Consider the following 23,331-nt stretch of genomic DNA (forward strand, 5'->3'; position numbering starts at 1 on the left):
GTGCCCCGTCCCGCGGGGCGGCACGCCAGAAGTTCCGCGGGGCGGCGAGCCGAGGACCCCGGGAGGCGGCGCGGCAAGGGGCCCGGGAGGCGGCGCGGGGTCCGGACCGGACGCCGGTGCGGGCGCCGGCCCCGCGGCCGGCCCCCCGGGCGGCCCGGGCGGCCCGGGCGGCCAGGACGGCGGCGCGGGCGGCGACGGGTGCGCCGGCCCGGCGGCCGGTTCCGGCGGCAGTCCCGCCGCCCGACGCCAGCGGCGGTACCACTCCGCCGCGTTGTTCGCCCCGCAGGCCTCCAGATAGGCGGCGACCACCGGCCAGGCCGGCAGCCGGTGCCCGGAGGCCGCGGCGGAGAGGCTCGACGCCGAGTAGGGCACCCGGGAGGCGAGTTCGCGGTACGGCACGTTGCCGGTGCGCCGCCGGAGCGTACGGAGGTCGGCCGCGAAATCGGCCACCTCCCCCTGTCCGGGCTCGATCGGCTTCTCCCGGCGTCCCATGACGTGTGCGACCCCCCGGCCACTCGGCGATGCTGGCTTTGATCTCACGTTGACCGGAGATTGTCCAGTGAGGGGACGAGGGCGCGTGGTCAACGTGACGAGGCGACAGGATGGGCCCCGGCCGCGCTCGCCGGTGTCGGGGGACGCCGAGTGCCGGTCCTCCTTCGCGCGGACGCCCGGGGGAACATGGGGGCCATCATGGAGGCGTCCTTGCGAAGGAGCCGTCTCCGCCGGGCCGCGTCGGCGCGGCCCGGCGGAGACCGGACCGCCCGTCAGTCCAGGACGGCGAGCGCGTCGATCTCGATCAGCAGGCCCGGCGGGAGCCCCACGTAGACGGTGGTGCGGCAGGCCGGGGGCTGGGTGAGGTGCTCGGCGAAGTAGGCGTTCCAGATCTCGTTCAGCTCCGCGAAGTGGTCCACGTCGGTGAGGTAGACGCGGAGCATCATCACGTCGTCCCAGTGCGCGCCGCCCTCGTCCAGCACGGCCTTGACGTTGGCGAGGGTCTGCAGGGTCTGCTCGCGCAGCGTCGGCCCGGCCGGCGTGGCCGGCCTGCCCTCCTCGGCGGGCAGGAAGCCGACCTGTCCGGCCACCTGGAGGATGTTCCCCTTGCGCAGCCCGTGCGAGAAGGCCGCGGGCGGGGTGGTGTGGGTGCTGGGGGTCAGTGCGGTCTTCTGCGTCATGGGTGAACACTCCGGTTGGTCGTGGACGGCGGCCGTGCCGGGGAACAGCGCGGCATGGGAGAGTGAAGCAGCCCGGATCACGCAGCGCACAGGAGGCCGAATGTCCGCGGATGCCGTCAACCGTCTCGCCGGGGAGCGGATCGACCACCGGTTCAAGGGTCTGCCGACGGACGCGGACGGCCTGACCGTGGGCGAACTGGCCGCCCAGCGGCGGAGCCTGTTCACCGGCGGCTTCACCACCCCGGTGCTGACCCTCTCCGCGGAGCGGCTGCGGCACAACCTGCGGCTGATGGAGACGTACACCGAGCGTCACGGCCTGGCGTTCGCCCCGCACGGCAAGACGACCATGGCCCCGCGCCTGTTCCAGGACCAGCTGGACCACGGCGCCTGGGGCATCACCCTGGCCGTGCCGCACCAGGTGCGGGTGGCGCGGGCCTTCGGGGTGCGGCGGATCTTCCTGGCCAACGAACTGGTCGACCCGGCCGCCCTGCGCTGGATCGCGTCCGAGCTGAACGCCGACCCGGCCTTCCGGATCATCTGCTACGCCGACTCGGTGCGCGGTGTGGAGCTGATGGGCGCAGCCCTGGGCGAGGCCGGCCGGCGGCCCGTGGACGTGGTGGTGGAGCTGGCCGCCGGGGACGGCGCCCGGACCGGCGCGCGCACCGAGGCCGACTGCGTGGCCGTCGCCGAGGCGGTGGCCGCGGCGCCGTCGCTGCGGCTGGCGGGCGTGGCGGGATACGAGGGCGAGGTCCCGGACGCCACGCCGGAGCGGGTCCGCGCCTGGCTGGTCCGGCTGGTGGAGCTGGCCGCCAAGCTGGACGGCGCGGGTCTGTTCAACGGCACCGGCCTGGAGGAGATCGTGGTCAGCGCCGGCGGCAGCGCCTGGTTCGACACGGTCGCCGAGGTCTTCGCGGACCTGCCCCCGCTCAGCCTGCCCGCGCTGAAGCTGCTGCGCTCGGGCGCCTACGTCTCGCACGACGACGGCCACTACCGGTCGGTCACGCCGTTCACCCGGATCCCCGAGGAGGGCGCGCTGGAGCCCGCGTTCCGGCTGTGGGCCCAGGTGGTCTCCCGCCCCGCCGCCGGGCAGGCCTTCGTGAACGCCGGGAAGCGTGACGCCGCCTACGACCTGGGGATGCCCGAGGCGCAGGTGGTGCGCCGGGGCGAGGGGGAGCGTCCGGCGGACGGGATCACCGTCACCAAGCTCTCCGACCAGCACGCCTGGCTGGAGACCGCCCCGGGAGCGGACCTGGAGGTCGGCGACTGGGTGGGCATGGGGCTCTCGCACCCGTGCACCGTCTTCGACAAATGGCAGCTGATCCCTCTGGTCGAGCCGGACGGCACGGTGGTGGACTACATCCGCACCTTCTTCTGACCGGCCTTTCGCTTCTGACCGACCGTTCGCCTTCTGACCGATTCGCCTTCTGACCGACCGTTCGCCGCCGATCCACCGCCGGTTCCCCGCCGGCACCGGCGGCGCAGCGCCATGGGGACACCGGGAGCCGTCATGCATCTCGCCGATCTGGTCGTACGGGACGCCGAGGTGGTGGACGGCTCCGGCGGGCCGTCCTACCGGGCCGACGTGGCGGTCAAGGACGGCAGGATCGTCCAGGTCGTCCGCGAGGCCGCCGCGGCCGGATGCCAGCGCCCCGTGGGCACCCGCGTTCTGGACGCCGAGGGGCTCGCCCTGGCGCCGGGGTTCGTGGACATGCACTCCCACAGCGACCTGGCGCTGCTGACCGACCCGGACCACTCCGCCAAGCTGGCGCAGGGGGTCACCCTGGAGGTCCTGGGCCAGGACGGTCTCTCCTACGCGCCGGTCGACGACCGCACCCTCGCCGAGGTGCGTCAGGCCGTCGCCGGGTGGAACGGGCCGGGTGACGACGTGGACTTCACCTGGCGCTCGGTCGGCGAGTACCTGGACCGTCTGGACCAGGGCGTCGGCGGCGAGGGCATGGCCGTCAACGCCGCCTACCTGGTGCCGCAGGGCACGGTCCGGATGCTGGCGATGGGCTGGGAGAACCGCCCGCCGACCGCCGTGGAACTGGACCGGATGCGGGAGCTGGTCGCGGCCGGGCTGCGGGAGGGCGCGGTGGGCATGTCGTCCGGGCTGACGTACCCGCCGGGCATGTACGCGGACCGCGCGGAACTGACCGAGCTGTGCCGCGTGGTGGCGGAGTCGGGCGGCTACTACTGCCCGCACCACCGCTCCTACGGCGCCGGCGCGCTGGACGCCTACCGCGAGGTGATCGGCATCGCCCAGGACGCGGGCTGCGCCCTGCACCTGGCCCACGCCACCCTCAACTTCGCCGAGAACCGCGGCCGTTCGGGCGAACTCCTGGCGCTGCTGGACGAGGCGCTGGACGGTGGCTGCGACCTGTCCCTGGACACCTATCCGTACACGCCGGGCGCCACCACCCTGGCCGCGCTGCTGCCCGGCTGGGCGAGCGAGGGCGGCCCCGAGGCGATCCTGGAGCGGCTGCGGGACGACACCACGGCGGAGCGCATCCGGCACGACCTGGAGGTGACCGGCTCGGACGGCTGCCACGGGGTGCCGGTGGAGTGGTCCACGGTGGAGATCTCGGGCGTGGTCGACGCCTCGCTCGGCGGCGCGGTGGGCCGCACGGTCGCCGAACTGGCGGACGCGTCGGGAAGCTCCCCCTGGGAGACGGCCCGCGGCCTGCTGCTGGCCGACCGGCTCGGCGCGACGATCCTCCAGCACGTCGGCCACGAGGAGAACGTCCGCGCGCTGATGAGGCACCGGACGCACACCGGGGGCTCCGACGGGATCCTGCGCGGCGCCAAGCCGCATCCCCGGGCGTACGGCACGTTCCCCCGCTACCTCGGCACGTACGTGCGGGAGCTGGGAGTGCTGACGCTGGAGGAGTGCGTCGCCCACCTCACCGGGCGGCCGGCCGCCCGGCTGGGCCTCACCGACCGCGGTCTGGTCCGCGAGGGCCACCGGGCCGATCTGGTGCTGTTCGATCCGGCCACCGTCGCCGCGGGCGCGACGTTCGCCCTGCCCCGGACGCCGCCCGTCGGCATCCCCTACGTCCTGGTGAACGGCCGCTTCGCCGTCGAGGACGGCCACCGCACCGGCGTCCTGGCGGGACGGACGGTGCGGTCGCGCCGCTGACGGGCCGGTGGCCGACGGGTCAGTGGGGGCGCCGGGTGCCGTTGCCCCAGCCGTTGCCGCGTCCGCCGTTGCCGTCGTCGTCGCTGTCGCTGTCGTCACCTTCGTCACCGTCGTCACCGGTGTCGTCGTCGCCGGAGGGCCACCCGGGTGAGACGGAGGGAGAGGCGTCCGGCCGCGCGCTCCTGCTGGGCGACGGGGCCGGGGACGGCTCGCGGGTGGGTGAGGGCGCGGGCGCGCTCGTCCCCCCGGCCGGCCGGTCGGCCGGTTCCGCCGTCCCCGGATCCGGCACGCCCACGGACGGCACCGCCCCGGGGTCGGAGAGGTCCCCCACCGAGATCCCCGGCCCGGCGGGGGCACGGCGCCCTCCGCCCTCGGCCGGTTCGTCCGACCCGCCGATCAGCGCCGCCCCGAGCACGGTCAGCGCCCCGACCCCGACCACGCCCACACCGGCCGCCATCAGCGTCTGACGGCTCCGGGTCCAGCGCCCGCGCGCACCGCGCCGGGCCGCGGCCCGGGCGGCCTCCCGCGCCGCCGCCCGGCCGGCCGGGACGGGAGCGGCCCCGGCGGCCGCGGCGGTGCCGTCCCAGGCCGGAGCGGCGTACCCGGGGAAGGCCTCGTGAGGGGAGGCGTCACCGTGGACGTCGTCGGCAGGGACGCCGTCGGCAGGGACGTCATTACCGTGGCCGCCGTCGGCGTGGAAGGAGCCTTCCTGGGACGGACCGCCCGGGTAGGGACTCCCCTGGAGGGACGGGGCCGCGTACGGCTGCGGCTGACCCGCGTACGGTGCCGTTCCGCCGTAGGGAGCGGCCCGGTCGGCGTACGGCGCCCCGTACGGGTACGGCGGCGTCCCGGGCGCACCGGCCTCCGCCCCGGCGGGGCCGTCCGTCACCACCGGCAGTTCGCGCGTGGCCTCCTCGCCCCCCGCGCCGGGCCGTGCGGTGGAGGGGGCGGCCACCCCTGTCGGAGGGTGGGCCGGCGGCTCCGGTGCGCCGTGCGCGCCCGGCCCGTGTGCGGGGGTGGTGGACATGGGTGCGAATTGTAAAGACCGGCGTGGCGCAGGCCACACCCGGAGCCCCCGACGGGGCCACCCGACGTGGCGGAGAACACGAGGCGGCCCGGGACGTATCGCCGTAAGCTCACGTCATGCAGGTGATCCAGTCGTCGAAGCTCGCCAACGTCTGTTACGAGATCCGGGGCCCGGTGCTCGAGGAGGCGACCCGGCTGGAGGCGGCCGGTCACCGCATCCTCAAGCTCAACACCGGCAATCCGGCGGCGTTCGGGTTCGAGTGCCCGCCGGAGATCCTCGAGGACATACTCCGCAACGTCGGCACCGCGCACGGCTACGGCGACGCCAAGGGCCTGCTGGCCGCGCGGCGCGCGGTGGTGATGCACAACCAGACCCTGGGCATCGAGACCGACGTCGAGCACGTCTTCATCGGCAACGGCGTCTCCGAGCTGATCGTGATGGCCATGCAGGGCCTGCTGGACAACGGCGACGAGGTCCTGGTCCCCGCCCCGGACTACCCGCTGTGGACGGCGGCGGTCTCCCTCGCCGGCGGCACCCCGGTCCACTACGTCTGCGACGAGCAGTCCGACTGGATGCCCGACCTCGCCGACGTCGAGTCGAGGATCACCGACCGCACCAAGGCGATCGTGATCATCAACCCGAACAACCCGACCGGCGCCGTCTACAGCGACGACCTGCTGCGCGGCCTCACCGACATCGCCCGCCGGCACAACCTGCTGGTCTGCTCGGACGAGATCTACGACAAGATCCTCTACGAGGACGCCACCCACACCCCCACCGCCGCGATCGCCCCCGACCTGCTGACCCTCACCTTCAACGGCATGTCCAAGGCGTACCGGGTGGCGGGCTACCGGGTGGGCTGGATGGCGATCTCCGGCCCCAGGGCGCACGCCGACTCCTACATCGAGGGCCTCAACGTCCTCGCCAACATGCGCCTGTGCGCCAACATGCCGGGCCAGCACGGTGTGGTCGCCGCGCTCGCCGGCCGGCAGTCGATCACGGACCTCGTCCTGCCCGGCGGCCGCCTGCGCGAGCAGCGCGACGTCGCGCACGAACTGCTGACCCAGATCCCCGGCGTCACCTGCGTCAAGCCCAAGGGCGCCCTGTACCTCTTCCCGCGCCTGGACCCGAAGGTCTACCCGATCAAGGACGACCGGCGGATGGTCCTCGACCTGCTCCGCAGCGAGAAGATCATGGTCGTCCACGGCACCGGCTTCAACTGGCCCGACACCGACCACTTCCGCATCGTCACGCTGCCCTCGGTCACCGACCTGCGGGACGCCGTCGGACGCATCGGCCGGTTCCTGGAGGGCTACCGTCAGGTCTAGACGGCCACACTTCAACGACAACGGATAACTTTAGACTCATTCCAATGTAAGATGACTTCCTGCCAGAGCACAGGAGGCCATCCCATGTACGAACCGATCCGCGGCAAGTCGGTCCACAGCATGGCCGGCACCGGCTCGGACGTGCCCCGCCGGTCCCGTGAGGCGGAGCTCGAGTTCCAGCTGGCCGGCCACCTGGCGGCGCTGCTCGCGGTGACCGACGAGCTCCGCTCCCAGGCGCCCTGCGAGGGGCTCGACGAGGCCGCCGAACAGCTCGCCCAGCAGGTGACCCGGCTCCGCGGCGGCGCGGTCCCGGCCCGAGCGGCCGTCCAGGAGCAGGTGGCGGGCGACGATCGGGGCCCCCGCGTCACCGCGCTGCACCGCCGGGCGTACGACCTGGCGGGCCGCGCGCTGGTGGTCGCCGCGTCGCGGGCCGACACCCGCGCGGCCATCCTCGCCGCCGAGCGCATGGAGGCCCACACCGAGGCCGCCGAGCGCCCCCTGAGCCACTGCTGAGGCTCCCCCGACGGCCCCGGTCCGCGCCTTGCCACGAAGCGGCGCGGACCGGGCGCCACGACCTGTGGAAACGCCGGGGCCCGGCGACGCGTCGCGCGTCGCCGGGCCCGGGCGTTCCGCGGCTCAGCGCCGCACGTACACCGTGGCCGAGGCCTCGGCCCCCTCGTGCAGGCCGTCACCCGGCCAGCCGACCGCGTAGGTCACGTTTCCCCGGGCGCGCGGCGTGTGCGTGACCGTGAAGGTCCCGTCGGCCGCGACCGTCACGGGGGCCAGACGCACGGTGCCGTCCCGGTCGGTGGCGGTCACGGTCAGCACGGCGGGCGGGCCGAGCGGCGCGCCCCGGACCTCGAGCGTGCCGGTGATCTTCACCCCGCCCCGCCGGGTCGCCTCCTGCGGCGCGGTGAGCGCCAGCGCCGTGGCCGCCTTGACCACCGGCACGGTGATCAGCGCGTCCTCGGCCGGGCGGTGCAGGCTGTCGCCCGCGTAGCGGAACCGGTAGGCGGCCTCGCCCACCAGGCCCGGCACGTCACGCACGGTGAACGTCCCGTCCTCGCCGACCGTGACGGGCTCCAGGGTGTGCACGCCGTCCGCGTCCTCGCGCACCACCTCGACCCGCGGCGTGGTGGCCGGGGCGGGGCCGTCCAGCTCCAGCCGGCCGCGCAGCGTCAGCTGCTCGCCGGCGACCGCGGGGTCCGGCTCGTAGGCCGTGCCCTCCGCGAACCGGGAGGCGGACAGGCCGTCCGGGGCGGGCAGCACGTGCAGCCGGTAGGCGGTGCCCGCCGCGTCGGCGGTCACCACGAACAGGGTGCGGCCGTCCGGCGAGAACTCGACGCCGCGCGGCACCACCCGGTCGCCGGTGGCCGCGCCCTCGAAGACCGTCTCCACCGGCGGGCGGGTGTCCGCCGGGTCGGCGGGCTCCAGGGTGAGGTCTGGGGTGTCGCCGGAGGCCGCGGCGCCGCGCGCGAGCCACTTGCCGTCGCCGCTGAAAGTCACGGCCGTGGGCTCGGCGCCCTCGGGCAGCGGCGTGTAGGGGTTCTCCCGGACGGCGAGGCCGGGCGTACCGAGCAACACGGTGCCCCGGCCCGCGTCGGCGAACGCGAGGGTGGAGCCGTCCGGCGAGAAGGCGGCGTCGCGGAAGTCGAGGCCGCCCTGACCGGTGCCGTCGCTCCCGAGCCAGGTCTCCCCGAGGAACTCCAGCAGGCCGCTCTCCGGGTCGTCGTGCCCGGCCCGGTAGAGGCCGATGTTGGGGTCGTCGTCCGGTGAACTGCGCTCCGGGGCGGTCAGCAGCATGCCGCCGGGGCCGGCCTCCAGGTGGTTGGCGGAGCTGGTGTACATGATGATCTGCGGGGCCGTCCCGTCGGCCTCGGTGGCGTGGATGGTGCCCATCGCCGCCGCGCACTCCTGCGGCGAGGCACCCTCCTGGCTCGTGAAGAACAGCAGCCCGCCGGTGTGGACCATGTCGCGGCCGCAGTCGTCCACCGGCGCCGGGGTCGACCCCAGCGGTGCGAGGTCCGCGTCGTAGCTCTGGATCGAGTCGCGCTGCCCGACGTGGATCCGGGACCCGTCCGGCTCCACCGCGATGCCGGAGACCCGGCCCTCGGTCTGCCGCTGCGCCCGCAGGACGCCGTCGAAGTCGTAGCCCAGGATGGTGCCCCCGTCGCCGGCGGCGTTCTCGTCGACGATCCAGACCCGCTGGTTGGCCGGGTCCACGGTGAACCGCGAGAAGGACGAGACCGGCAGTTCGACCACGGTGCCGCCGGGCGGCTCCTCCGCCCCCGCCGCCGGTCCCGCCGTGGCCGTGAGACCGGCTCCCGCCATGGCGGCGGCCAGCAGAACCGTCACCGCTCTGCCGCCTGTTCGTGCTCCGTACCTACGCAACTGCGCCCCCCACGGGTGGTGTTGGAGTGCGACACCACACGGTGCCGCTCACATGCAACACATGAAAGCGCCGTCAACAGGTTGCCCGCAAGGCGTTTTCGTAACAACCGTGATCCAGGATCCGACTCCCGCTCGAGCCTTGTACCGCCCGTGGGCGCGCGTCGTACGACAGGATGTAGGCATGGCGAACCGACTTGCGCAGGCCACGTCCCCGTATCTTCTCCAGCACGCCGACAACCCCGTCGACTGGTGGGAATGGGAGCCCGCCGCCTTCGACGAGGCACGGCGGCGTGACGTGCCGGTGCTGCTGAGCGTCGGGTACTCCAGCTGCCACTGGTGTCATGTGATGGCGCACGAGTCCTTCGAGGACAGCGCCACCGCCGCCTACCTCAACGAGCACTTCGTCTCCGTCAAGGTGGACCGCGAGGAACGGCCGGACGTGGACGCCGTGTACATGGAGGCGGTGCAGGCCGCGACCGGCCAGGGCGGCTGGCCGATGACGGTCTTCCTCACACCGGACCGGGAACCCTTCTACTTCGGGACCTACTTCCCACCAGCCCCGCGCCACGGCATGCCAGGGTTCCTCCAGGTGCTCCAGGGCGTCCACGCGGCCTGGGCGGAGCGGCGGGAGGAGGTGACCGAGGTGGCCGGGAAGATCGTGCGGGACCTGGCCGAGCGGGAACTGCCGTACGCCGACGCCGGTGACGTCGCGCCGGGTGAGGCGGAGATGGCGTCGGCGCTGCTGGGCCTCACCCGCGAGTACGACCCGGCCCGCGGCGGGTTCGGCGGCGCGCCGAAGTTCCCGCCGTCCATGGTCCTGGAGTTCCTGCTCCGCCATCACACCCGCACCGGCTCCGAGGGCGCGCTGCAGATGGCCGCCGACACGTGCGAGCGGATGGCGCGGGGCGGTCTGTACGACCAGCTCGGCGGCGGCTTCGCCCGGTACTCGGTGGACCGGGACTGGGTGGTGCCGCACTTCGAGAAGATGCTGTACGACAACGCCCTGCTGTGCCGCGTCTACGCCCACCTGTGGCGGTCCACCGGCTCGGAGCTGGCCCGCCGGGTCGCGCTGGAGACGGCCGGCTTCATGGTGCGTGAACTACGCACCGCCGAGGGCGGGTTCGCCTCCGCGCTGGACGCGGACAGCGACGACGGCAGTGGCCGGCACGTCGAGGGCGCGTACTACGTGTGGACGCCCGCGCAGCTGGCCGAGGTGCTCGGCGAGAAGGACGCCGAACTGGCCGCCCGCCACTTCGGGGTGACCGCCGAGGGCACCTTCGAGGAGGGCGCCTCGGTGCTGCAGCTCCCGCAGCGCTCCGACGAGGAGGGCGGCGTCTTCGACGCCGAGCGGATCGAGGGCATCCGGCGGCGCCTGTACGAGGCGCGCGAGGAACGGCCCGCGCCGGGGCGGGACGACAAGGTGGTCGCGGCGTGGAACGGGCTGGCGATCGCCGCGCTCGCCGAGACCGGCGCGTACTTCGACCGGCCGGACCTGGTGGAGGCGGCGGTGGCCGCGGCCGACCTGCTGGTGCGGGTCCACATGGACGAGCACGCGGGGCTCGCCCGGACCAGCCGGGACGGCCGGGCCGGCGCCAACGCGGGCGTGCTGGAGGACTACGGCGACGTCGCGGAGGGCCTGATCACACTGGCCGGGGTCACCGGGGAGGGCGTCTGGCTGGAGTTCGCCGGGCTGCTCCTCGGCCACGTCCGGGAGCGGTTCACCGACCCCGCGAGCGGCGCGCTGTACGACACGGCGGCGGACGCGGAGCGGTTGTTCCGGCGGCCGCAGGACCCCACGGACAACGCGGCGCCCTCGGGGTGGACGGCGGCGGCGGGGGCGCTCCTGTCGTACGCGGCGCACACCGGGTCCGAGGCGCACCGCACGGCGGCGGAGCGGGCGCTGGGGGTCGTGAAGCTGCTGGCCCACCGTGTGCCGCGGTTCGTCGGGTGGGGGCTCGCGGTCGCCGAGGCGCGCATCGACGGGCCGCGCGAGGTGGCGGTGGTCGGTCCCCGCGGCTCGGACGCGACGCGCGTCCTGCACCGGACCGCGCTGCTCGGCGCGGCGCCGGGGGCGGTCGTCGCGGTCGGCCCCGAGGGGAGTGAGGAGTTCCCGCTGCTCGCCGACCGGCCCCTCGTCGGCGGGGCCCCGGCAGCGTACGTCTGCCGCGCCTTCACCTGCGACGCCCCCACGACGTCCCCGGCCCACCTGGCCACCACGCTCCACGCCCGCACCTCCTGACACCCCGCCCGGCCCGCACCGCCCCCGCGGGCGGCCGGGCCGCCGAGGCGCGGGAGGGGCACTCCCCCGGACCCGCGTCCGGGGGCCGCGCCCCGCACGCACGCGAAGCCGAGAGCCCGGGCGCCCCACGGCCGCCCGCCCGGCCCCCACCACCGCGGAACGCCCGCCCGGGCCACCGTGGAACGCCCGCCCGGGCCACGGGTGCGCCACACCCGCACTGCGGCCGCCCGCCCGGCCCGCACCCACCGGAACGCACGCCCGCACCACCGCGGAACGCTCGCCCGCACCACCAGGACGCACGCCAGGGCCACCGCGGAACGCTCGCCCGCACCGCGGCGGGCGACGCGCCCGCGCCGCGGAGGGCGTCAGCCCGTGCCCGGGCCGTACTCGGCGACCGCCCGGTCGACGATGGCGACCAACTGCTCGTGGTGGGCGCCCTTCCAGTACACGCGCCCGCACTCACCGCACTCGGCGAACACCTCGTACGTCCGCGTCGTCCCCGCCTCCAGCCGGTCCGCGACGTCCGCCTTCGTCGCCCCCCGCAGCTCCCCGTTGCACGCCGTGCACCGCGTCCACGGCCGCAGCCGCGGGGCGAACCGCCGCAGCACCTCCCGCAGCTGCTCGTCGGGCCGGGTGCTGTACACGTACGCCCCCGCCCAGATCTCGCGCCGCCGCAGCAGTCCCCGGTCCCGGCTGAGCAGGACCCGCCGCTCGGCGGCCGACCGGGCGGACAGCGCCGGGTCCCCGATGTCGAGCGACTCGTACGCGACGTCGACCCCCAGCAGCCGCAGCCGCCGCGCCAGCGTCCCCAGGTGCACGTCCAGCAGGAACCGCAGCGGCACCTGCGGCGCCCCCGGCGTGACCTGCGGCGGCCGGACCGGCCGGACCTCGACGGACTCCCCGGCCGTCGGGGTGTGGGAGACCGGCACCGTCCGGCCGTCGACCACCAGCTCGCCCACCTCGGTGAGCGGCACCCCCAGCGACTCCACGACGTGGCCCAGCGTCGACACCCCGTCGACCGCCGCCGTCGCCTCTCCCCCGCGGACGAAGAGCCGCAGTTGCGGCGCGACCCTCACATGGATTCCCGTCGCACCCGAACCCGTAGCACTCGCGCTGCCGACCATGCGGCCAGAATGACACGTGCGCCCGGGCGGGCCGGAAGCATTTTCCGGCCCGCCCGGGCGCACCCGCCGAGTTCCTGGGCGTCAGGCGTGCTGGTAGGCCACCAGCGAGATGCCCACGTAGTGGACGATGAAGGCCGCCAGCGTGAACGAGTGGAAGACCTCGTGGAACCCGAAGTACCGCGGCGACGGGTTCGGCTTCTTCACGCCGTAGATCACGCCGCCCACGCTGTAGAGCACCCCGCCGACGACCACGCACACCAGCACCGCGACGCCGCCCGCCCGCATGAACTCGGGCAGGAAGAAGACCGCCGCCCAGCCCATCGCGATGTAGCAGGGCGTGTAGAGCCAGCGCGGCGCGCCGACCCAGAAGACGCGGAACAGGATGCCGGCCACCGCGGCGGCCCAGACGCCCCACAGCAGCCACTGCCCCTTGGCGTCCGGCAGCAGCAGGATCGTCAGCGGCGTGTACGTGCCGGCGATGATCAGGAAGATGTTGGCGTGGTCCAGTCGGCGTAGTACGCCGTCCATTCGGGGGGACCAGTTGCCCCGGTGGTAGAGAGCACTCACGCCGAAGAGAAGGCATGCCGTGAGGGTGTAGATCCCACAGGCGATACGTCCCCGGGTGGAGTCGGCGAGAGCGGTGAGGACGAGTCCGGCGATCAAAGCTGCCGGGAACATCCCCAGGTGCAGCCATCCGCGCAGCCGGGGCTTGATCTGCTCCGGGAGAGAGGGTGCGGTCATGTCAATCATCGTACCTACGGAACCGTAAGTTACAGGTGAGTGCCAGGAGCGCGTGAACGCCCGCGACCAGGCAATTGTGCTCTCCCCCGAGACCAAACGCATCAATCAGTGAGCTTGCTCACTCCGCTCAGGTGTGCGCCCCCCTGGACAGATGGGCGCTACTCCTCGAAGATCATATGAGTGAGGTCCGCTCCGAATGAGCACCCGTCATCGTCCGGGGCGGTACGAACGCACCACAAGGGCACCACCCATGTCCCGGACAACAGCAGCCGCAGCAACCCTGATGAGGAGCATTTCGTGGCGCGCGACATCGAGGCTCCGCCGACCGTCACCACCGACGCGACGGAAGAACCCCCCACCCAGCACCCCGAACTGATCTCGTGGGTCGACGAGATCGCCGAACTGACGCAGCCCGACAGGGTGGTCTGGTGCGACGGCTCGGAGGCCGAGTACGACCGGCTGTGCGAGGAGCTCGTCCGCAAGGGCACCTTCAAGAAGCTGGACCCGGTCAAGCGCCCGAACTCGTACTACGCCGCCTCCGACCCCACCGACGTCGCCCGGGTGGAGGACCGCACCTTCATCTGCGCGGAGCGCGAGGAGGACGCCGGCCCCACCAACCACTGGAAGGCCCCCGCCGAGATGCGGGAGACGTTCCAGGGCAAGGACGGCCGGGGCGGCATCTTCCGCGGCTCGATGCGCGGCCGGACGATGTACGTCGTCCCGTTCTGCATGGGCCCGCTGGGCTCCGACCTCTCCGCCATCGGCGTGGAGATCACCGACTCGGCCTACGTCGCCGTCTCGATGCGCACCATGACCCGGATGGGCCGGCCCGTCCTCGACGAGCTGGGCGACGACGGCTTCTTCGTGAAGGCCGTCCACACCCTGGGCGCCCCGCTGGAGCCGGGCGAGCAGGACGTGCCGTGGCCGTGCAACACCACGAAGTACATCTCGCACTTCCCCGAGAGCCGGGAGATCTGGTCCTACGGCTCGGGCTACGGCGGCAACGCGCTGCTCGGCAAGAAGTGCTACGCCCTGCGCATCGCCTCCGTGATGGCGCGCGACGAGGGCTGGCTCGCCGAGCACATGCTGATCCTCAAGCTCACGCCGCCGCGCGGTGAGTCGAAGTACGTGGCCGCCGCGTTCCCGAGCGCCTGCGGCAAGACCAACCTGGCCATGCTGGAGCCGACGGTCCGCGGCTGGACGGTGGAGACCATCGGCGACGACATCGCCTGGATGCGCTTCGGCGAGGACGGCCGCCTGTACGCCATCAACCCGGAGGCCGGGTTCTTCGGCGTCGCCCCCGGCACCGGCGAGCACACCAACGCCAACGCCATGAAGACCCTCTGGGGCAACGCGGTCTTCACCAACGTCGCGCTCACCGACGACGGCGACGTGTGGTGGGAGGGCATGACCGAGGAGGCCCCCGCCCACCTCACGGACTGGAAGGGCAACGACTGGACCCCGGAGTCCGGCACGCCCGCCGCCCACCCCAACGCCCGGTTCACCGTCCCGGCCGCCCAGTGCCCGATCATCGCGCCCGAGTGGGAGGACCCCAGGGGCGTGCCGATCTCGGCCATCCTGTTCGGCGGCCGGCGCGCCAGCGCGGTGCCGCTGGTGACGGAGTCCTTCGACTGGAACCACGGCGTCTTCCTGGGCGCCAACGTCGCCAGCGAGAAGACGGCCGCCGCCGAGGGCAAGGTCGGCGAGCTGCGGCGCGACCCGTTCGCCATGCTGCCGTTCTGCGGCTACAACATGGGCGACTACATGGCCCACTGGATCGAGGTCGGCAAGGCCGCCGGCAAGGACGGCCAGGCCGGGCTGCCGAAGATCTACTACGTCAACTGGTTCCGCAAGGACGAGTCCGGCCGCTTCGTGTGGCCCGGGTTCGGCGAGAACAGCCGGGTCCTGAAGTGGATCGTCGACCGGCTCGACGGCAAGGCGGAGGGCGTGCGGACGCCGATCGGCATCCTCCCCGCCAGGTCCTCCTTCGACACGGAGGGCCTGGACATGCCCGAGGCCGACCTCGACCTGCTGCTCAGCGTCGACAAGGACGTCTGGAAGCAGGAGGCGGCGCTGGTCCCGGACCACCTGAACACCTTCGGCGACCACACGCCGAAGGAGCTGTGGGACCAGTACGAGGCCCTGGTCGACCGGCTCGGCTGACACCCTCCCCACGCCCCGCGGCCGGCCACCCCGACGTATGCCCTGACCTGCGACGTCGCCCTGGCCGGCCGCGGCCGCTCCCGCACTCCTCCCGCACCCCTCCCGCGCCGCCCGGCGCGGCGGCCGGAGCGGCGGGGCGGCGGGGTCAGCCGGAGCGGCGGGACGGCCGGGGCGGCGGGGTCAGCCGCCCAGGATCTCGCGCGCCGCGCGCGTCGGCGTGAGCCCCAGCCGCCAGGCGGGCCACCCCTCCCCGGCCGGCAGCCCCCGGCGCAGGAAGAGCTCCCAGGTGGCCGCGCAGTCCACCAGCCGGGGGTCCTTCACCACCGGCACCAGCGCGGCCAGCTCCGCCTGCGCCGTCTCCGTGCCCCCCGCTGCCGCGTACGGCAGCAGCGTGCACCGCAGGAAGCGTCCCCACGCCTCCGCCCGCGCGTCCCCGCAGGACTCCGCCAGCCCCACCGCCTCGTCGCACAGCGCGAGCCCCCGCTCCTCCCGGGAGTTGCCCGCGTCGATCACCGCGAGTTCCAGGCAGGTCCACGCCTCGCCGTGCACGACCCCCGCCCGCCGGAAGTCGACCCGCGCGTCCACCAGCAGCTGCCGGGCGAACCCGGAGTTGCGCAGTGAGCCGGCCCGCGCGGCCCGCTGGTCGCGGGTCACCCGCGCCAGGTGGTGCCGCGCCCAGCCCAGGCCGTACACGTCCCTCATGCGGGAGAACAGCGCCCGCGAGCGCTCCAGCTCACGCCCCGCCTCGTCGAGGTCGCCGGTCTCCTCCAGAGCCTGCCCCAGGTAGTGCAGCGTCCACGCCTCGCCGCGCAGGTCCTCGATCTCCCGGTGCAGGGCGACCGCCTTGCGCAGCCCCTCGACCGCGCCCGCCGCCTCGCCGTCCGCCAGCCGGGCCCGCTCCAGCTGCGTGCGGGTCCACGCCTGGCCGCGGGTGTCCCGGGTGCGCCGGTACAGGTCGAGCGCGGCCCGCAGCTCCTGTCGTCCGCGTTCCACGTCGCCGGTGCGCAGCGCCAGCTGGCCGAACTGGTAGCGGGCCCACGCCTCGCCGTGCACCGCCTCCGCGGCCCGGTGCAGCGCCAGCGACTGCCCCAGCAGCTGCCGCGCCTCGGCGAGGTTGCCCCGGTCCCGTTCGACGGCGCCCAGCGCGTGCAGGGTCCAGGCCCGGTCGGCGGCCAGTTCCGGCGCGGTCTGCAGCTGGACCGCCTCACGCAGCTTGGCGGCGGCCTCCGGCAGGTTGCCCTGGTGGTGCAGGGTGATGCCCAGCGACCCCATGGCGCGCGCCGCGTCGGCCTCCTGCGCGGAGGCCCGGTAGTCGTCGACCAGTGAGGAGAGCGTGGACTTCGCCTTGTCGAGGTCGCCGATCTGCCGCGCGGCGATGCCGGTGCGCCAGGTCACCGAGCGGAGCATCAGCCCCTCGTCGACGGACCTGGCCAGCTCGTTGATCTCCCCCAGCCGGTACATGTCGCCGCGCAGCAGGCAGTAGTCGCACAGGGCGCCCAGTAGCGCGTGCACGGCCGAGCGGTCCACGCCGTCGGCGTGCCGCAGCGCGGCGGTGATGAAGGCGGACTCGTCGTCCAGCCAGCGCAGCGCCTCCTTGGGGGAGGAGAAGCCCTGCGGGGCGGCGCCGGCCGGGGAGGACAGTCCGGTGCGGGTGGAGACGTTGCCGTCGAGCATCCGCAGCACCGAGTCGGCGAGCCGGGCGTAGGTGCTGATCAGGCGTTCCTGCGCGGCGGTGCGCTCGGCCGGGGTCTCCTCCTCCTGGAGGCGCTCCTGGGCGAAGGCGCGGACCACGTCGTGCAGCCGGCAGCGGGTGCCGCGGACGGGTTCGACCAGGCCCGCGCGGGCCAGGGCGGCGAGGTGGCGCCAGGCGTCCTGCTCGTCGGTGGCCAGCAGCGAGGCGGCGGCCGCCGCGCCGAGCGAGGCACGGCCGGCCAGGGCGAGGCGGCGCAGCAGGCGGCGGGCCTGCTCGGACTGGTCGGTGTAGCGCAGCCACAGGGCGCGCTGCACGGGGGTGACCGGCCCGTAGGCGTCCAGGTCCTCCGCGAGCCGGGCGGGGGTCCGGGCGCCGAGGGCGGTGCCGGCGACGCGCAGCGCCAGCGGGAGGCCGCCGCACAGCCGGTGGACGCGGTCGGCGGACCCGTCGTCGCGGGGACGGTCGGTGCCGGGCGGGGTGTAGGCGGCCAGGGCCTCGCGGGCGTCGTCCTCGGGCAGCGGCTGGACGGCCAGCTGGTGGGTGCGGGCGGGCAGGTCGCGCGGCAGGACCAGCGGGGTGCGGGAGGTGACCAGCAGCAGGCTCTCGGAGCGCTCCGGGAGCAGGGCGCGGACCTGGTCGGGGTCGGAGGCGTCGTCCAGCAGCATGATCACCGGCAGTCCGGCCAGGTGGCGGCGGTACAGCTCGGTGAGGCGGGTGAGCTGCTGCTCGGGAGTGGAACCCTCGCGGAACAGCAGCTGTTCGCGTGGCGCGCCGAGCCGGTTCAGGAGGTGGAGCAGGGCCTGCCGGGTGGGCAGCGGGGGGTCGGACGGGGAGTCGCCCCGCAGGTCGACCAGACAGGCGCCGCGGTACTCGTCCCGCAGGTCGTGGGCGGCGCGGGCGGCGAGCGCGGTGCGGCCGGAGCCGGGGACGCCGTGCAGCACCACCACCGTGGGGCGGCTGTCGGCGTCCGCGCGGGCGGCGCGCGCCCAGCGGCGGATGGCGGTCAGTTCCTCCCGGCGGCCCGCGAAGGGGGCGTCGGCCGGCGGTAACTGGTCGAACGAGCGCTCCAGTGTGACGCGGCGGCGGGCGGCGGCGCTCTTGTCGTTGCCGCGCAGCCGGGGCGGTGCGGACGGCGAGCGCTGCGGTGCTGCGAGGCGGCGCTGCTGCTCCAGCCAGGGGCGGATGCCGCGCAGTTCCAGGGCGGTGAGCCACTGCAGCCGCAGGGCCTCGGGGCCGCCGGGCTGCAGCACCGCCCCGGCGTGGTGGTGGGCGGCGGGCAGGTGCGAGGCGGTGACTCTGACGACGGCGGTCGCGGTGGCCGTCAGCCCGACGGACAGGCCCGCGCCGAGGGCGACGGCGCCGCCGGTGCCGAGGGCGAGGTCGGCGACGGTCGCGGTGGCGGCGGCCACGCCGGCCACCAGGAGGGTGGTGGGGCCGCCCTCACGGGCGAAGCGCCGGGCGAAGGTCGGGTGGGCCGGTGCGGCGGCCTCCAGGGCGCGGAGGTAGGCGTCGTACTCCGGCTGGGCGGCGCGGGCCATGGTGTCCAGGGCGGCACGGGCGCGGGTGAGCAGGGCGGTGGGGTCGGCGCCGGTGCGGCGGGCCTCCTCCGTGACCGTGCGGTCGAGCAACTCTGCGGCGTCCTGGCGGTGCGGGTCGCGCATGTCCGGTCCCCCTCCGGTGGCGATGCCGTGCGCCTGCGGCGGGCCCCCAACGGGGGTTTTGCCCCCGTGCGCCCCCCGAAGCCGCCCAGTGTTCCTCCCCCACCCTCACGGGTGCCGAAACCGCCCCCCGCCCCGCGACCCCACCTTCTCGCCACGGGCGCGGCCAGCGGCCGGGGCCGGGAGCACGCGCGCGGCACGGCTCGCCGCCCACGCCCCGGCGGGGACGAGGGCGGCGGCCCCGCGCCGCGGCGGGCTACTCCTTGGAGGAGGACGCGGACGGCGCCGAGGACGTGGCCTCGCCCTCGTCCTCGAGCCCCACCCGCTTCGCCCGCTCCATGTGCTTGTTCATGGACTTCATCAGCCCCCACACCGCCAGCGCCATGACGGCGAAGACGATGAACCCCAGCACGCCCGGGGTGACCTTGTCCTTGTCGAATTCCTCCGCGGCCAGAACCAGGAGGCTTGCGCTTGCGCTCATGTCAGCCATTGTCCCGGATGCCCGCGAAGAGGTCCGACTCGGGGATGGAGGTCGTCACCAACGACTTCGCCAGCTCGTACTCCTCGGTGGGCCAGATCTCCCGCTGGAGGTCCAGCGGGATCCGGAACCAGCCCCCGTCGGGGTCGATCTGCGTGGCGTGCGCGATCAGCGCCCGGTCCCGCGTCTCGTAGAAGTCCCCGCACGGCACGAACGTGGTGAGCGTGCGCTCGACCCGCTCGATCTCGTCCCACCGCTTGAGCCAGTCGCCGTAGGGGGACTCCAGCCCGCGCTCCTCCATCGCCTCATGCAGCGCCACCGTGCGCGGCCGGTTGAAGCCCTGGTTGTAGTAGAGCTTCTGCGGCTGGAAGGCCGGCCCGTACTCGGACTCGGGGTACTTCTCCAGGTCGGTCGCGCCCTCGAAGGCCACCATCGTGATCTTGTGGGTCATGATGTGGTCGGGGTGCGGGTAGCCGCCGTTCTCGTCGTACGTGGTGATCACCTGCGGCCGGAAGGACCGGATCTGCCGCACCAGCTCACCGGCCGCCTTGTCGACGTCCTCCAGCGCGAAGCAGCCGTCGGGAAGCGGGGGCAGCGGGTCGCCCTCGGGAAGGCCGGAGTCGACGAAGCCGAGCCATGCCTGCTTCACGCCGAGGATCTCCCGCGCCGCGTCCATCTCCTTGCGACGGACCTCGTGGATGTTCTCCTCGATGTACTTGTCGCCCTGGAGCTTCGGGTTCAGGATCGAACCGCGCTCACCGCCGGTGCAGGTCACCACGAGGACGTCCACGCCCTCGGACACGTACTTGGCCATGGTGGCGGCGCCCTTGCTCGACTCGTCGTCGGGGTGGGCGTGGACTGCCATCAGTCGCAGCTGCTCGGTCAAGGCTCAATCCTCAGAGATCGGTCGGCGCCCGGGCGGCGCACACGCGTGGGCGAGCGGTCCCCGGTGAGGGTGGGGCCCATCCGCGCCTTCTATAGTGACGGAATCGGGGGACGATTGATTCCGGGGTCCGGACCCGACCTCCGCCCCCGCCCGGAAGGACCGATCATGAGCACGGCGAACACGCAGCCCACCGGGCAGCAGCCGCCCGCCGGCCGTTACGGCCGTGCCGCGGACGCGGCCGGGGACCGCGGCTCCGACCGCACCCTGAAGGCCGTGGGCGCGGTGCTGGGCGTCCTGCTGGTCGCCGTCGTCGCCTGGTTCGGTTTCCACCACGTGGGCGGCAGCGAGATCAGCGGTCAGCTGATCACCTTCAGGACCGCCGAGGACTCGGTCCGGGTGGAACTCGAGGTCTTCAAGGACGACGGCGTCACCGGCTACTGCACGGTCCGCTCCCAGGCCGAGAGCGGCGCCGAGGTCGGCCGCGCCGACTTCCGCTTCGACGAGGACTCCACCCGCGTGCTCAAGACGGTCACCCTGCGCACCACCAGCCGCGGCACCACCGCCGAGCTGCTGGGCTGCCACACCGGCTGACGGCGTCCGCCCGGCCGGCGGCGGCCCGTCGGCGGGCGGGCATTTCTTCTCCCACTTTCGCGGCGCGATTGTTAGGCTCGTGGTTTCGCCCACCCATGAGGGACCATTCTTCTGGGTAGGGCGTTGCTTTGTATTCCCAGTACGGACGAGGAGCACCTGTGACCCAGACCAGCGAGAACGTCACCTGGCTCACCCAGGAGGCGTACAACAAGCTCAAGGACGAGCTTGCGTACCTTACTGGTCCTGCGCGCACCGAAATCGCCGCCAAGATCGCGGCCGCGCGCGAAGAGGGCGATCTGCGGGAGAACGGCGGCTACCACGCCGCCAAGGAGGAGCAGGGCAAGCAGGAGCTCCGGGTGCGGCAACTCCAGCAGCTGCTGGAGTCGGCGCAGGTCGGCGAGGCGCCGGCCGCCGACGGCGAGGTCGCTCCGGGCATGCTCGTCACGGTCGCCTTCGACGGCGACGAGGACGACACCCTCACGTTCCTGCTCGCCTCCCGGGAGTACGCCAGCGAGGAGATCGAGACGTACTCCCCGCAGTCCCCGCTCGGCAAGGGCGTGATCGGCCACACGGTCGGTGAGGACGCGGAGTACGAGCTGCCGAACGGCAAGAAGGCCTCCGTGCGCATTCTGAAGGCCGAGCCGTACAAGGGCTGAGCCGCCGGACGCGCAGGACGCGCAATCCAACGACGGGACCCCCGGGCGTCGGCCCGGGGGTCCCGGTGCGTCCTGCCGCGGCGCCGCGGTACGACGCACCGCGTCCGGCGCCCGCGACCGGCGTCCCGCGTCCCTCACACGGTGGCGGACCGGTACTTGCGCACCGACAGGGTCCGGAAGATCACGATGATCGCCACCGAGTAGGCCAGCGACGCCCACACCGGGTGCTGCATCGGCCAGGCGTCCGAGGTGGACTGTCCCGGGTTGGCCCACAGGACCCGGCAGGCCTGCACGATCGCGCTGAACGGGTTCCACTCGGCGATGTGCCGCAGCCAGGGCGTCATGTTGGACGGGTCGACGAACGCGTTGGAGATGAACGTCACCGGGAAGAGCCAGATCAGCCCGCCGTTGGTGGCCGCCTCCGGGCTGCGCACCGACAGGCCGATCAGCGCGCCGATCCAGGTGAAGGCGTAGCCGCAGAGCATCAGCAGTCCGAACCCGGCGGCCACCCGGAACGCGTCGGTGTCGCCGTTCGTCCCGACCCGCCAGCCCAGCAGCAGGGCGACGGAGGCCAGGATGAGCACGGTCAGCGCCGTCTGCACGAGGTCGGCCAGCGTCCGCCCGGTGAGCACCGCGCCGCGGGCCATCGGCAGGGCGCGGAAGCGGTCGATGAGCCCCTTGTGCATGTCCTCCGCGATGCCCGCGCCGGCGCCCGCGGTGGCGAAGGTGACGGTCTGGGCGAAGATGCCGGCCATCAGGAAGTTCCGGTAGTCCGCGGCGCTGGTCGACCCGCCGACCATCAGGGACCCGCCGAACACGTAGGTGAACAGCACGACGAACATGACCGGCTGGATGAGCCCGAAGAGGACGATCTCGGGGATCCTGGTCATCCGGATCAGGTTGCGCCGCGCCACGATCAGCGAGTCGCGCCAGGACTGCCGCACCCCGCTCCCGCGGCCCGCGACGGGGCGGCGCCCCCCTCCCCCTCCGGTCCCCGCCTCCGCGACGGCGCTCATGCGGTCCCCTCCTCCTCGGCAGCCGCCGCCTCGGCCATGTGACCGGTCAGCGAGAGGAACACGTCGTCCAGGGTGGGGCGGCGCAATCCCACGTCGTCCAGTTCGACACCGCGGGCGTCGAGCTCGCGGATCACCTCGGCCAGCAGCTTGGGACCGCCGCTCACCGGGACGGTCAGCCTGCGGGTGTGCTCCTCCGTGGCGAGCTCGCCGACCCCGACCCGGGTGAGCACGGCGGCCGCCTCCGGCATCAGCTCCCGGACCCGGACGATGACCTCCACCCGTTCACCGCCGGTGCGGGCCTTCAGCTCGTCGGAGGTGCCGCGGGCGATCACCCGGCCGTGGTCGACGACCGCGATGTCGTGGGCGAGGTGGTCCGCCTCCTCCAGGTACTGGGTGGTCAGCAGCAGCGTCGTACCGCCGGAGACCAGGTCCTTGATCACGTCCCAGAGCTGGAGCCGGTTGCGGGGGTCGAGGCCGGTGGTCGGCTCGTCCATGAACATCACCGGCGGCCGCACCACCAGCGCGGCGGCCAGGTCGAGGCGGCGGCGCATGCCCCCGGAGTAGTTCTTGGTGATGCGGTCCGCCGCGTCGGTGAGGTGGAACTGCTCCAGCAGCTCGGTGGCCCGGGCCTTCGCGTCGCGACGGCCCATCTGGTAGAGCCGGCCCACCATCACCAGGTTCTCCCGCCCGGTGAGGTACTCGTCCACGGCGGCGAACTGGCCCGACAGCCCGATGCTGTGCCGTACGGCGTCGGGGTCCTTCAGCACGTCGATCCCGGCGACAACGGCGTTGCCGGCGTCCGGCCGCAGCAGCGTCGTCAGGCATCGCACAGCGGTGGTCTTCCCCGCGCCGTTGGGACCGAGCAGCCCCAGCACGGTCCCCTCGGGAACGTCCAGATCGACGCCGTCCAGCGCCCGCACGTCCCCGAAGGTCTTCACCAGCCCCTCGGCCCGAATGGCCCCCGGCATGTCGCCTCCGGCCCACCTCGACAACGATCCGGTTCCGAGCCTAGGTTTCCCCGGCCGATCCCGC

The 23,331-nt window shown here is 73.9% G+C and carries 18 protein-coding genes; 8 read left to right on the plus strand and 10 right to left on the minus strand.

Annotation, left to right across the window (positions count from 1 at the left end):
• Nucleotides 1–764: 764 nt before the first annotated feature.
• Nucleotides 765–1,172 carry a RidA family protein gene (locus GBN72_RS11375; RefSeq protein ID WP_151771578.1) on the minus strand — a complete coding sequence of 136 codons (408 nt, stop codon included), beginning with the start codon at nucleotides 1,170–1,172 and terminating at the stop codon, nucleotides 765–767.
• Between the two features lie 100 nt (nucleotides 1,173–1,272).
• On the opposite strand from GBN72_RS11375, the gene GBN72_RS11380 reads away from it, so the two are divergent.
• Nucleotides 1,273–2,547: an amino acid deaminase gene (locus GBN72_RS11380; RefSeq protein WP_151771579.1), complete on the plus strand. Its 1,275-nt coding sequence runs from the start codon at nucleotides 1,273–1,275 to the stop codon at nucleotides 2,545–2,547.
• 132 nt (nucleotides 2,548–2,679) lie between these two features.
• Complete coding sequence (locus GBN72_RS11385) at nucleotides 2,680–4,308, plus strand: N-acyl-D-amino-acid deacylase family protein (protein WP_151771580.1); 1,629 nt, start codon at nucleotides 2,680–2,682, stop codon at nucleotides 4,306–4,308.
• A gap of 19 nt (nucleotides 4,309–4,327) precedes the next feature.
• On the opposite strand, the gene GBN72_RS11390 is transcribed toward GBN72_RS11385, so the two are convergent.
• Nucleotides 4,328–5,335 carry a hypothetical protein gene (locus GBN72_RS11390; RefSeq protein WP_151771581.1) on the minus strand — a complete coding sequence of 336 codons (1,008 nt, stop codon included), beginning with the start codon at nucleotides 5,333–5,335 and terminating at the stop codon, nucleotides 4,328–4,330.
• A gap of 116 nt (nucleotides 5,336–5,451) precedes the next feature.
• Here GBN72_RS11390 and GBN72_RS11395 point away from each other — a divergent pair, with 116 nt between their 5' ends.
• Nucleotides 5,452–6,663 (plus strand): pyridoxal phosphate-dependent aminotransferase, encoded by a 1,212-nt coding sequence (locus GBN72_RS11395; protein ID WP_151771582.1) that lies wholly within the window; start codon nucleotides 5,452–5,454, stop codon nucleotides 6,661–6,663.
• Between the two features lie 84 nt (nucleotides 6,664–6,747).
• A complete protein-coding gene (locus tag GBN72_RS11400; protein ID WP_151771583.1) occupies nucleotides 6,748–7,176 on the plus strand; it encodes an SCO4983 family protein in 429 nt (142 codons plus the stop codon).
• 123 nt (nucleotides 7,177–7,299) lie between these two features.
• On the opposite strand, the gene GBN72_RS11405 is transcribed toward GBN72_RS11400, so the two are convergent.
• Complete coding sequence (locus GBN72_RS11405) at nucleotides 7,300–9,018, minus strand: beta-propeller fold lactonase family protein (protein WP_174887112.1); 1,719 nt, start codon at nucleotides 9,016–9,018, stop codon at nucleotides 7,300–7,302.
• Nucleotides 9,019–9,235: 217 nt separating this feature from the next.
• Here GBN72_RS11405 and GBN72_RS11410 point away from each other — a divergent pair, with 217 nt between their 5' ends.
• The gene (locus GBN72_RS11410; RefSeq protein WP_151771584.1) at nucleotides 9,236–11,293 is read left to right on the plus strand and encodes a thioredoxin domain-containing protein; all 2,058 of its coding nucleotides are present in this window, start codon (nucleotides 9,236–9,238) and stop codon (nucleotides 11,291–11,293) included.
• A 365-nt stretch (nucleotides 11,294–11,658) separates the two neighbouring features.
• Here the strand turns inward: GBN72_RS11410 and GBN72_RS11415 are convergent, their stop codons facing one another.
• Entirely contained in the window at nucleotides 11,659–12,417 is a 759-nt protein-coding gene (locus GBN72_RS11415; protein ID WP_151771585.1) for a Mut7-C RNAse domain-containing protein, read from the minus strand.
• 81 nt (nucleotides 12,418–12,498) lie between these two features.
• On the minus strand, nucleotides 12,499–13,167 hold the full coding sequence (gene trhA / locus GBN72_RS11420) for a PAQR family membrane homeostasis protein TrhA (protein WP_174887113.1): 669 nt from the start codon (nucleotides 13,165–13,167) through the stop codon (nucleotides 12,499–12,501).
• Nucleotides 13,168–13,455: 288 nt separating this feature from the next.
• On the opposite strand from trhA, the gene GBN72_RS11425 reads away from it, so the two are divergent.
• Complete coding sequence (locus GBN72_RS11425) at nucleotides 13,456–15,321, plus strand: phosphoenolpyruvate carboxykinase (GTP) (protein ID WP_174887114.1); 1,866 nt, start codon at nucleotides 13,456–13,458, stop codon at nucleotides 15,319–15,321.
• 180 nt (nucleotides 15,322–15,501) lie between these two features.
• On the opposite strand, the gene GBN72_RS11430 is transcribed toward GBN72_RS11425, so the two are convergent.
• The 3 genes from GBN72_RS11430 to mca all read right to left on the minus strand — a co-directional run bounded on the left by GBN72_RS11430 (nucleotide 15,502) and on the right by mca (nucleotide 20,036).
• The gene (locus GBN72_RS11430) at nucleotides 15,502–18,675 is read right to left on the minus strand and encodes an AAA family ATPase (RefSeq protein ID WP_151771587.1); all 3,174 of its coding nucleotides are present in this window, start codon (nucleotides 18,673–18,675) and stop codon (nucleotides 15,502–15,504) included.
• A gap of 253 nt (nucleotides 18,676–18,928) precedes the next feature.
• Complete coding sequence (locus GBN72_RS11435) at nucleotides 18,929–19,162, minus strand: hypothetical protein (RefSeq protein ID WP_174887115.1); 234 nt, start codon at nucleotides 19,160–19,162, stop codon at nucleotides 18,929–18,931.
• Entirely contained in the window at nucleotides 19,155–20,036 is an 882-nt protein-coding gene (gene mca, locus GBN72_RS11440) for a mycothiol conjugate amidase Mca (protein WP_151771589.1), read from the minus strand. The genes GBN72_RS11435 and mca overlap by 8 nt, the downstream gene beginning before the upstream one ends.
• Nucleotides 20,037–20,201: 165 nt before the next feature.
• On the opposite strand from mca, the gene GBN72_RS11445 reads away from it, so the two are divergent.
• Entirely contained in the window at nucleotides 20,202–20,627 is a 426-nt protein-coding gene (locus GBN72_RS11445) for a DUF4307 domain-containing protein (RefSeq protein WP_151771590.1), read from the plus strand.
• A 158-nt stretch (nucleotides 20,628–20,785) separates the two neighbouring features.
• Nucleotides 20,786–21,283 carry a transcription elongation factor GreA gene (gene greA / locus GBN72_RS11450; protein WP_151771591.1) on the plus strand — a complete coding sequence of 166 codons (498 nt, stop codon included), beginning with the start codon at nucleotides 20,786–20,788 and terminating at the stop codon, nucleotides 21,281–21,283.
• Nucleotides 21,284–21,417: 134 nt separating this feature from the next.
• Here the strand turns inward: greA and GBN72_RS11455 are convergent, their stop codons facing one another.
• Nucleotides 21,418–22,299, minus strand: a complete 882-nt coding sequence (locus GBN72_RS11455) for an ABC transporter permease (RefSeq protein ID WP_151771592.1) — start codon at nucleotides 22,297–22,299, stop codon at nucleotides 21,418–21,420.
• Nucleotides 22,296–23,267 (minus strand): ATP-binding cassette domain-containing protein, encoded by a 972-nt coding sequence (locus GBN72_RS11460; RefSeq protein ID WP_151771593.1) that lies wholly within the window; start codon nucleotides 23,265–23,267, stop codon nucleotides 22,296–22,298. The genes GBN72_RS11455 and GBN72_RS11460 overlap by 4 nt, the downstream gene beginning before the upstream one ends.
• Nucleotides 23,268–23,331: the final 64 nt, after the last annotated feature.

It is taken from the genome of Streptomyces abyssomicinicus, assembly GCF_008974245.1.
Lineage (GTDB): Bacteria > Actinomycetota > Actinomycetes > Streptomycetales > Streptomycetaceae > Streptomyces > Streptomyces abyssomicinicus.